This window comes from Sphingosinicella sp. (genome assembly GCF_041916975.1).
Lineage (GTDB): Bacteria > Pseudomonadota > Alphaproteobacteria > Sphingomonadales > Sphingomonadaceae > Sphingosinicella.
Genome location: NZ_JAYRYK010000001.1, coordinates 2,388,630 through 2,399,175, shown reverse-complemented (window position 1 = coordinate 2,399,175; position 10,546 = coordinate 2,388,630). Strand labels below are relative to the sequence as shown.

General features: G+C 63.2%; 7 protein-coding genes. 2 read left to right on the top strand and 5 right to left on the bottom strand.

The annotated features are described in order from the left end of the window. Positions 1–105: 105 nt before the first annotated feature. Positions 106–2,280: a TonB-dependent receptor gene (locus ACE3TJ_RS11430; RefSeq protein WP_374596194.1), complete on the bottom strand. Its 2,175-nt coding sequence runs from the start codon at positions 2,278–2,280 to the stop codon at positions 106–108. Between the two features lie 122 nt (positions 2,281–2,402). On the opposite strand from ACE3TJ_RS11430, the gene ACE3TJ_RS11425 reads away from it, so the two are divergent. Then, entirely contained in the window at positions 2,403–3,002 is a 600-nt protein-coding gene (locus ACE3TJ_RS11425) for a TetR/AcrR family transcriptional regulator (RefSeq protein ID WP_374596192.1), read from the top strand. 5 nt (positions 3,003–3,007) lie between these two features. Here ACE3TJ_RS11425 and ACE3TJ_RS11420 read toward each other — a convergent pair whose 3' ends face one another. Both ACE3TJ_RS11420 and ACE3TJ_RS11415 read right to left on the bottom strand, forming a co-directional pair. Next, positions 3,008–4,171, bottom strand: coding sequence for a DUF5624 domain-containing protein (locus ACE3TJ_RS11420; RefSeq protein ID WP_374596190.1), 1,164 nt, complete (start codon positions 4,169–4,171; stop codon positions 3,008–3,010). A 13-nt stretch (positions 4,172–4,184) separates the two neighbouring features. Next, entirely contained in the window at positions 4,185–5,270 is a 1,086-nt protein-coding gene (locus ACE3TJ_RS11415) for a hypothetical protein (RefSeq protein ID WP_374596188.1), read from the bottom strand. A gap of 187 nt (positions 5,271–5,457) precedes the next feature. Between ACE3TJ_RS11415 and ACE3TJ_RS11410 the strand changes: the two genes are divergently transcribed. Beyond that, positions 5,458–6,672: an MFS transporter gene (locus ACE3TJ_RS11410; protein ID WP_374596186.1), complete on the top strand. Its 1,215-nt coding sequence runs from the start codon at positions 5,458–5,460 to the stop codon at positions 6,670–6,672. Between the two features lie 4 nt (positions 6,673–6,676). On the opposite strand, the gene ACE3TJ_RS11405 is transcribed toward ACE3TJ_RS11410, so the two are convergent. Both ACE3TJ_RS11405 and ACE3TJ_RS11400 read right to left on the bottom strand, forming a co-directional pair. Next, positions 6,677–8,107, bottom strand: a complete 1,431-nt coding sequence (locus tag ACE3TJ_RS11405) for a sulfatase (RefSeq protein WP_374596184.1) — start codon at positions 8,105–8,107, stop codon at positions 6,677–6,679. A 77-nt stretch (positions 8,108–8,184) separates the two neighbouring features. Next, positions 8,185–10,458: a TonB-dependent receptor gene (locus ACE3TJ_RS11400; RefSeq protein ID WP_374596182.1), complete on the bottom strand. Its 2,274-nt coding sequence runs from the start codon at positions 10,456–10,458 to the stop codon at positions 8,185–8,187. Positions 10,459–10,546: the final 88 nt, after the last annotated feature.

Sequence of the window (10,546 nt, the reverse complement as noted above, 5' to 3'; positions counted from 1 at the left end):
CGCTAGAGCGCGCTGTGCGGAATCCGACGCAGGACGCACGCTCTAGCTCTTTGTTGACGCATCGTTTCATGCGGAAAACCGGTTCCCACTTTTCCGCACGATGCGCTAGAAACTGCGGCGCCACTCGATACCGATCGTCCGCGGCTGGTTGACGACGATCCGCGGACGGCCGGGCGTCTGCACGCCGAGCGGGGGAATATCCGCATAGTTCGCCGCTTCATCGAAGACGTTGTCGACGAAGAGGGAAATCCTGCCCAGCCCGAATTCCGCGCCAAGCCGCGCATTCGCCACCTGGAACGCAGGCCGACGCAGCGGCGTCGTCGGGTTGTTGTTCCCGCTCCAACTGCCGCCGGTGTAGGAGTAATCAGCGTGCAGGAACGCCGGGATCGAGCCGATCTCGAAATCTTGATCGAGCGCGACGCTCCACGTCCACTTGGGGACGTTCTGGATCGCCTGCCCGCGCGTGACCGTGCTAAGCCCGCCCGTGTCGGTGATTTCCGTATCGACGTATCCGACGTTGAACAGAATGCGCGTGTCGTCGAACGGCAGCAGATCGAATTCGAGTTCGGCACCCTGAAGCCGCGCCTCGCCCGCGTTCACATTGAGCGAGAAGCCGCAGCCGAGACCCTGCCGCTGCTGCAGATCCTTCCAGTCGATGCGGAACGCGGCGACATTTACCGTCATACGGCGATCGAGCCACGACGATTTCAATCCCGCCTCGTAGGAACGCAGCGAATCCGAATCGAACGTTGTCGTATCGCCGAGGCCGAGGCCGTCGATTTCCGCCTGGCAGAGCGCAGCGGCATAGAAGTTCACGCCGCCGACACGGAAGCCTTCGGACATGGTGAAATACAGCATCCGGTCGTCGTCGATATCGTATTGAACGCCGACCTTGGGGGTGACGCCCTTTTCGCTCTGCTTGCCCGCGTAGAATTCATCCGGACCGATGAAATCGCCGCCCTGCCGGAGATGGAAATCGACCTCGTTCTTGAACGCGCGTGCGCCGACGATGAACCGAAGCGCATCGGTCGCGTGCCACGTCGCCTCGGCGAACACGGCCTTCTCGGTCACCTTGGTGGGGTTGTCGAGATTGAACGCGTCGTCGGAGAAGCCTTCGACGATCGTGGTCGGGAAACGCCAGTCCGACTTCGAGCGCTGGTAGAAGAGACCGGCGGTAAGATCGACGGGGCCTTCCCAGCCCGATACGAAGCGCAGCTCCTGGCTGAAGATCTTCTGGTCGGTTTCGGAAAAAGTGGTCGATGCGCCCTGGAAGCCGAGCACTGCTGTCGTCCATTCCGAGAAATCCTCGGAATCGCTGTAGCTGCGATCGAACCACGACGTGGCGGCGAGGAACGTGCCGAACGATGCGTTGTACGTCGCCGTGAGCGTTGCGAGCGTCCATTCGTTCTCGCTCGGCTCGTCGATGTCGTACTGGCGGAGATTGACGCGGTTGCCCGCCCGGAAATCCGCCTGCGTGCGGCCGTCGCGCTCAGTGCGTTCGTACATGATGCGCGGCGCGATCGTGAGATCGCCGCCCGCGAGCGACAGGAGACCGGAAAGCTGCAAGCCCTGTACCGACTCGCTGTCGATGTCCTTGCGCCGGGCGAACGGCGTCGGCGCATCATCGCGCGACGCGCGATCGATGAAGCCGCCGTTTTCCTGAATGTAGCCCACGGCGCGCACGGCAAATACGCCGGGCACGACGGGCACGTTCACGGCGCCGTCGACGCCATAGTTCATGCCGCCCTCGTGGATCGTCGATACGAGCGCGTGCGCCCGTCCGGACGTTTCATCGAGATCGGGCTGGGTGGTGATGAGCCGCACCGTGCCGCCCATCGAGCGTGCACCGTAGAGCGTGCCCTGCGGGCCGCGCAGCACCTCGATGCGCTCGAGATCGACAACGCGCGGGTTGAGCGTTGCGAGCAGCGGCGAATCGTCGATGTAGAAGCCGGTCGTGTTGTTGCCGAACACGCCACGGATCGCGATCGACAGCGCGCCGTCGGTCGAGCTGGAGCCCGAGGCGGAAAAGCTGAGGTTCGGAATGCGCGTCGCGTAATCGTCGAACTCGGAGAAGCCCGCGCGCTCGATGTCTTCGGCGCTGAGGGCCGAAATCGATATCGGCACATCCTGAATCGATTGCGCCCGCCGCTGCGCGGTGACCACGATTTCCTCGCGCTCCACGCCGCCTTCCTCTTGCGCCAGCGCCGACGTTGCAGCCACCACCAGACCCGCAACGCCGACAAGCAAGCCTGCCGCGCGCCTCTTCTCCACCCTAACCATGAGCCCCTCCCTCCTGCCCGCTGGAAATCCAGATCGGGATCGTGTCTAATTTCCCCTCACGTATACGATCGTATATATCGAATGTATACGTCTGTATAGTCCTGTTTTGAAGGAACGCGATTGTGAGTCAGGTCGAGGCGCAGGGCCGCCGCCAGCTTCTGAAAGCCGGCATGAAGCTGTTCGCCGAAAGGGGCTTCGCCGCCGTTGGTCTGCGCGAGATCGGCGCGGAGGCCGGCGTTTCACTCGGGCTGGTGCGCACGCACTTCGGATCGAAGGACGGCCTGCGCGAAGCCATCGACGCGCATGTGCGCGAGGAGATTCGTGAACTTTACGCCACCGTACTCGAGCACTCGTCCGTCGAGGCGCTCGAAAAGGCGATCGAGGACGCGCTCGACTGGATCCCCCGCGACCACGACGCGCTGATGTACGCGCGCATGTCGCTGATGGAGCGCACCCCCGGCAGCCAGGCGCTGTTCGACGAGATGCTGGCGGTGATGCGCCAGTTCATCGACAACAATGCAAGGCTCGGTTTCCTGCAGCCCGACGTCGACCGCGAATGGGCGGCGATCTACATGGTGTTCGACTTCATCGGCCCCGCCGTCATCGAACCCTTCGCCGAGCACGCGCTCGGCCAATCCATGTACGCGAAGCCGATGATCGCAAGGCGCAACGCGTTCATGATCCGTCTGTTCACACGCGGCTTCCTGAAGCGTGAGGGATAGTCGGATTATCCGGCGCGATAATCGATATTGTCGAGGCCCGGAACGACGACCGCTTCGGGAACATTGCCGTTGCCGCAGAGCTGATCGACAATGAACTGCGCACCCGCGTTTGCAAGCTGCTGCGCGGGATCTTCCATGACGAAACGGAGCCGCGTGATGATCGCCCTGCGATCGTCGACAGAGCGGACGTGGGGAAGCTCGGCGGCTTCACGCGTCCCGGCGTCGACGACGGGCGCCGCCTCGACCGGGCGATGAAACGCGGGGTAGCCGTCGAACATCAGGCGGCCCATTTCCACCGTCGCGTTGGTGCTAAACCAGATTTCCCGGAACCGCGCCTCGATTCTACTGGCGACGCCTTCATCCGCCAACTGGGCCAGATCGAGATCGGGCCCGTGCGGCGCGATGTACAGACGATCGGGCGGCAACTGCTGACCGGATGCCTGCCAAAGGAGATGGCACATGCTGTTCGTCTGCCAGGTCACGCCCGCCGTCGGCCGGCCCGCCTTTCCGCTGATGAGAACCATCGCGCGGTCCCACGCGATGTCGTGCTCGCCGAGCCATGTGATCGTCCGATATGCGGCATCGAGGAAGACAAGCGCGAAGGTCGCCGCCATCACGTCGTTCATGGCGATAGGGAAATCGCCGCCTTCGCGGACGTCCAGCCATTCGGTTCGGAGATATTCGAAGTCGATACCCGTAGGATCGCGAAGCAGGCGTTCCAGGACCCGGAGCGTCGCCGCGCAGGCGTAGGCGGTCATTCCAGCGATCGCCTCTTCGCGTCCCCGGAATGCGACGGCGGCGACATCGTCCCGCCAGAATTCGGGTGAATTCGCACGCTGCGCGGCCTCGACAGCAGCCTTGAGCCGGATCGCATCATCCCGCCACTGGGCGCAGTCGAGCTCGTACATGCGCCGCAGGTAGGGAACCGCGACGCCCAAGTGCGAGATCGCCGTCAGTTCCTTGAACCCCCGCGTACCGAGACGGAAGTTCAGGATGCGCGGCTTCGCGCCGCCGCCGGGAAACAGCACGAGATCGGTTCCGGTCGCCACCAGAAGCGGAGCACCTGCCGACAACCTGCCCATGTGCGCGTTGAGGTGCGGGCCGATCGCGTCGGGCTGCCCGGTATAGGCCTCGAAGAGATCCAGAAATGCTGCGTGCGGTTCTTGCATCGGATTGCCCTGCTCAAACGCCGAGACGGTAAACGATCGTGTCGGTACGGAAGCGGATATCAGCCGTCAGGCTGTTCGAAACGACGAGATATCTGGCGCCATTCGCCTCGAAAACATGGGCATCGGTTCCGCCGAAGGTCGGGAACGTCTCGGCGAGAACGAAGCGATCGTCCTGCCAGCAATGAAGCTCCGACTGCAGATCGGTCTTCGGGTCCGCGGGCGTGCCTTCGATGAAGCAGATGCGGACGAGATAGAGATCGCCCCCGGCCTCGAAAACACAGAACTCACGCCCGGCCGGACCGCCGAGCGTCTGATAGGGCGCGAATTCGCCGCCGTTCCACCGGTAAAGCACGGATTCGCCGTCGATCCGGGCGAAGGCGAGATAGTCGGTCCCGTTCCTGCGGAAATGGCTGAACGCGCGCCCACCTTTATCGACAACCGACTGGAAGCGAACGAAGGTCTTGCCGTCCCAGCGGTAGATCAGACTCTCGCTCGTGTGATCGGCGTAGGCGAGATAGTGCGCACCATCGACCGTGAAGTGCGTGAAATTATACCCCCACAGACCGTCCAGCACCTGAAACGGCACGAAGTGCGCACCGTCCCATTCAAGGATGCAGGATTGCGCCGGGTTCACGGCGGTGAGATGCGGCAGGGTGAGCCCCTGCGCGAGCGCCAGGAAATGGCGTCCGTCGAACGTGAAGTGGCGCCACTGCTTTGCGGCGAAGGTATCGATGGTCTGAAAGACCTCCCATCTCTCATCCCGCCATCGGTAAATGACGGATGCCACGTTCGGCTCGTAAGGCCCCGAACCGCTTCTGAGGTTGGCGAGGGCCAGAAACACGGCATCGCCGATCCGGAAGACCTCGATGTCCTCCCCGCCGTGTGCGGGAATGCGGGCTTGCGGTTCGAAACCTTCGCCCACCCATTTGAAGAGAAGCGCGTCGATGTCGTTGTTGCCGCCGTTCATGTGCGGCGGCGTGCCTTCGATGTCTTCGGCGAGCTGCGCCACCCCAAGCCAGATGTCGTTTCCGAGTCTGAAAGGCAGCGCCGTTCTTGCGCCCGAGGTTTCAAGGCGCTGGTGGATCGAAAGGATGGACATCACCTGCCTTGCCCGGATTGCGCTTATACTGTCGTGGCATGGGTATTGCGGCCGAATGGTTCGCACAATTTCATTTTTACCCGGCAATTGATCTAGAACACCAATCAATCGTCAAGGAGGATTGAATTGGATCGGCACGCGCCTTTGGGAGAGGCTTCAGTCGGTTAATCCGGGGGAGTGAACGGAAATGACGCGCGCACCAGAGTCTACGGGCACGACATCGAAGAGTGTTGCGACGAAGGCGTTCTTCATCGCCATGGTGGACGGTTACGACACGCTGATGATCGCATTCATCGCGCCGCTCCTTGCGCAGCACTGGGGCCTGACGCATCCCCAGATCGGTGGCGTGTTCGCCGCGGGGTACAGCGGGGCGGTGATCGGTGGGCTCGCGATGGGGCCGCTCGGCGATCGCCTCGGCCGCAAGCCGATGCTCGTCCTGTCATTGCTGCTCGCCGGCGTCGCGACGCTGCTATGCGCCCTTGCCGAAACGTTCCAGAGCCTTCTGGTTCTGCGCTTTGTCGCAGGACTCGGCCTCGGGGGCGCGATCCCCGCCATCATCGCGCTGACCGCCGATTTCGCCGCACCCGGGAAACGCAGCGGCACGGTGACGCTGATGTACATCGGCTATCCGCTGGGCGCCGTGGTGGGCGGCGCGCTCACCTCCGCTTTGCTTCATCACGGCATCAGCGCGATCTTTCTGGGCACCGGGATCGTCTGCCTGATCGCGGCGGCTGTCGGCATGACGATGCCCACCTACCGCGTCGCCCCGCATTCCCATCTCGGCTCCGGAATGGTGAAACTGTTCACCGCGCAGTTCGCCGAAGGACGCCTGCTCCCCGCCATTGCGCTTTGGACCGGACTGTTCTCGACACTGATGCTCACCTATTTCCTCGTGAGCTGGACGCCCAGCATCCTTCTTGCCGAAGGCGCGAGCCCGCAGGTCGCGGCGCTGGGGCCTGTCGTTCTCAATCTCGGCGGGATCGTGGGTGCGCTCATCACCGCGAGGGTCATCAACCGGTTCGGCCCTTATTTCCTCAATGCCGGCTTCGCGCTGCTGGGCGCATTCGCCGTACTCGTCGTCGGCCAGATGGCGACCGGGACAGCACCGGCCATGATCGGGTTTCTGATCATCGGGATGCTCCTGCTCGGTGCACAGCTGAACTTCCCGGCGATGACCGCGGACCTGTTCCCGCCCGAGGTTCGCAGCGCTGGCGGGGGCTGGACCGCCGGTGTCGGACGGCTCGGATCGATCGTGGGGCCACTCGTCGGCGGTTTCCTGATGGCGACCGAAATGAGCCCCCGTACCCTGCTGAGCTTCGCGGCCATACCCGGCGCCGTTGCCGCACTGGCGGTGTTCGCCGCCGCAATCCTGCGGCGCAAGGCCCGCACGGCCGCGGACTGAGATCTCAGTCGGGATTGTCGGCGGTTTCGACGACCCACCCAGCGCCGATGTGATCCGCCTGCTCCTCCGCCATCACGGCCTCGGTGAAGCTTGCGTCGATTTGTGGAAGCATGGTGTGGTTCCATGCCTTCCACGACCGTTTCATGTCCTCGAACATATCGGGCATTCTGCTGTGCAGATTGGCCCGCTCCAGCGGATCTTCATCGACGTTGAAGAGATACTCATTGTCGAGAATCTTGAGATATTTGTAGGCGCCGCGCAGCATTGCGCGCTGGTGATTGCCCTTGTAGCGCCAGTAGAGCGACCGCTCGACAGTGCTTCCGCCACGGAGCAACGGGAAGAGATCGATGCCGTCGGTCGGATAGGCCGGATCGGGTGTGCGTTTCGCGGCACCGAGCAGCGTCGGCAGCCAATCCATCGTGATCGCCGGCTGTGTGCTGGTCTTGCCGCGCGGCAGCATGGCGGGCCACGACACGATCGTGGGAACGCGGATGCCGCCTTCCAGCAATTCCGACTTCTGGCCGCTGAACGGCCATGTCTTCGCAAAGCGTTCGCCGCCGTTGTCGCTGGTGAACACGACGATGGTGTTTTCCGTGAGGCCGAACCGCTTCAGCGTTTCGAAAACGCGCGCGACCTCAGCATCCATCGCCTCGATCATGCGTTGATAGGTTCGCATCGTTCCGCCATCGAGGTGCTTCAGCTTGGTGCCCGCGATGCGTTCCGATTCCGGCCCGTCTTCGGGCGCTTCCCACGGCCAGTGGGGCGCATTGAAATGCAGGCTGAGGAAGAACGGCTGTTTCCCCCGCGCGCTTCTCTCGATGAACCCCGTCGCCTCTCGCCCGAGGATCTCCGTCAGATAGCCTTCCGCCTCAAGAGGCGCATTCCCTCTCCAGAGATCAGGCTCGTCGACCACACTGCGGTGCGAGAAATAGTCCGTCGCACCTGAACGCATTCCAACGAATTCGTCATAGCCGCTGAGGAGTGGGCCGTAATTCGGCGCCTTTCCGAGATGCCATTTGCCGACAAGCGCTGTCCGGTAGCCGGCGTCGCGAAGCAGCGACGGCAGCGTGGGGTGGTCCCTCGGGATACCGACATCGGGGCTGATATGCGCGAGCGGCTCTTCAAGCCCGATCGGGAGCCGGTACTGATAGCGGCCCGTGATGAGCGCGGTTCGCGTCGCGGAACAGACCGGCGAATTCGCATAACCGTTCAGGAGACGAATTCCGTCGCTCGCGAGCGAGTCGATCGCCGGTGTTTGAAGCGACGTATTTCCGTAGCACGACACATCCGCGTAGCCGAGATCGTCCGCCAGAATGAACACGATATTGGGCAGGTGGGACGCGGCGGGCTTTGCAAGCACGGGGCCTGCCGCAATCGATACTGCTGCACCCGCGCCGAGCGCAACGAACGAACGCCTGTCAATCGCTATCGGCAACGCTCCGCTCTCCCCCGATTTCTTCAGGTGGTTCTAACATCGATGCCGCGCGGCGGCGTGCTGTTTTCGGGCAGGCGTCAGAACGAACGCCGGACGCTGACGCCGAAAGTTCGGGGATCGCTGATCAGGCCCAGCCGAATCTTGTCCGTATCGTACTTCGCCACGGGTCCGCCGCCGCGATAGTACATCTCGTTCGTCACGTTCTTGACCCATCCGGAGACGATCCAGCCGCCGTCCAGCGACTCCCAGCTCAGGCGGACATCGCCCTTGGCGTATTCGTTCGCCCACAGGGTGTTGAACTCGGTGACGACCTTGTCGACCGCAACGGCGCTTGCCGAGAAAACGAGGTCGCCGGCATCGCCGAGGGAGTAGCGATAATCGGCGCGCAGCGAAAGATTGTACCGGGGCACGCCGCCGATCCGTTCACCCGAGCGATCGAAAGTGTGCGCGGGATCGCTGAAGCCCGGCTGCTGCGCGATATAATCCTTATATTCGGGATCGATGAACGAGGCGCCGGCATTGACCGTGAAGCCCTTTGCAAGAAGCGCCGTGATCTCGAATTCGATGCCCTTGCTGCGCGCACTGGCGCTTGCCGTCGTCGGGGCGCCGTTCACGTCGAACGTTTGAAGCTGCAGGTTCTTATAGTCGCTGTAGAACACGGCGGCGCTGAACTGCAGGCGGCGGTCGAGCAAGTCGCCCTTGAAGCCGAGCTCGTAGTTCATCACGTCTTCGGGGCTGAACTCCCGAAGCGGCGGAGCGGGGGGCTGGCCCTGGAAGCCGCCGCTTTTGAACCCCTTCGAAACGCTGGCGTACATCATCGCGCCTTCGGCGAGTGATACGTCCAATACGGCGCGTGGCGTGAGCCGGTTCCAGCGCTTGGATGCGCTTGCCGTGTAATCGGCGTTGACGAAGGGCGATACCGGTCCACCTGCGGGTATGCCCGTGATCCGCCGCGCGATGCCAGTGACGTCGAGCGCCTTTTCTTCCGTCGTGTAGCGTATGCCGGCGGTGAGGCTGACATTGTCGAGAACCCGGTACTTGGCCTCCGCAAACGCGGCGAGCGCGTCGGTGTTGATCCGCTGCGTAAAGGTCGCGATGCCGCTGAACGGGGCGACATTGCGGTAGATATCCGTCGTGCGGCTGCCTTCTTCGTGGAATGCGTAGACGCCGAGCGTCCACGAGAATCTGTTGGCGCTGCCCGGCTCGTTCGGTTCGCTCGACACCAGCCGAAGCTCCTGGCTGGCCGACCACGTATCCTGCGCGGTTTCGGTGTAGGAAGTGACTTCCTGCGCGCGGCCGTTATCCTCGAGGCCGTAGCTCTTTTCGGCGCGCACACCGGTGATCGCAACGACATCGAAACCGGATGCCTCGTAGGTCACGTTGAACGCACCGCCGTAGGTCTCGACGCCCTGCCGGCCGTTGATCGCCGAGCGTGCCGTCCGCAGCTTCTCTTCCTGCGTCGGCGGGGTAACGCCGGGGCGCGGCGCGCCGGTCACGGGATTGTTCGTGAAGAAGACATAGCGCAGCCCCGGAACGTCCGAGATGATGCTCTTCAGCACACCGTCCTGCTTGCTCTTCGCCCAGTCGCCGATCAGGCTCAGGGTCAACCGATCCGTCGGCGTGATTTTGAGCGTGCCGCGCACAGCGCGCGTGTTGATGTCGTTCGCGCTCTCGCCGGTGGTGAGGTTGCGGTACATGCCGTCGCGGTCGTCGGTGAGGAACGCGAGGCGGGCATAGGCCTTACCATCCACAATGGGACCGCTGATCGCACCCTTGGTCGTGATGCGGTCGAAGCTGCCGTAGGCGACCTCGCCATAGCCGGAGAGCTGCTCGGTCGGCTGCCGCGTGATGATGTTGATGGCGCCTGCGGTCGCGTTCTTGCCGTAGAGCGAGCCCTGCGGACCGCGCAGGACTTCAACGCGCTCCGTATCGAAAAAGGCGAGGTTCGCGGCCGCCTGCCGCGGAATATAGACCTCGTTCAGGAAGATCGCGACGCCAGGATCCGCGCTCAGATCCTCGCTCGTCCGCCCGATGCCGCGGATCGTGTATTTTTCCGAACCGACCGCCTCCGCGTAGATGTGGAGGCTCGGCGTGTATTGCGAGAGGCCCTCGGTCGTCTCGATGTTGAGTTTCTCGATCGTACCGCCGGTAAGCGCCGTGATAGAGACGGGGATTTTTTCGAGGTTTTCAGCGCGCCGCATCGCCGTGACGACTATGGTGTCCAGCACCTCGCCATCCGCCGCGGTAACTGCATCGCCCCTGGTCTGGGCAGCGGCCGCCTGCCCGTAAAGCGGCAGCGCCGCGCTCGCCAGAAGGATCGCGGCGTGACGCGGCATCGATATCATGTTCATTGTTGTGCCTCCCCGAACAGCAGCCGGCACCTTGCGGAGGTTCATTGAGAATTGGGATCGCAGGGTCGGGGAAGAAAGCCGACGCGCC

What these genes read in the sequence shown, in the direction of transcription:
- ACE3TJ_RS11410 (WP_374596186.1), top strand. Translation starts at nt 5,458, where the DNA reads ATGACGCGCGCACCAGAGTCTACGGGCACGACATCGAAGAGTGTTGCG.
- ACE3TJ_RS11415 (WP_374596188.1), bottom strand. Translation starts at nt 5,270, where the DNA reads ATGTCCATCCTTTCGATCCACCAGCGCCTTGAAACCTCGGGCGCAAGA.
- ACE3TJ_RS11400 (WP_374596182.1), bottom strand. Translation starts at nt 10,458, where the DNA reads ATGAACATGATATCGATGCCGCGTCACGCCGCGATCCTTCTGGCGAGC.
- ACE3TJ_RS11420 (WP_374596190.1), bottom strand. Translation starts at nt 4,171, where the DNA reads ATGCAAGAACCGCACGCAGCATTTCTGGATCTCTTCGAGGCCTATACC.
- ACE3TJ_RS11430 (WP_374596194.1), bottom strand. Translation starts at nt 2,280, where the DNA reads ATGGTTAGGGTGGAGAAGAGGCGCGCGGCAGGCTTGCTTGTCGGCGTT.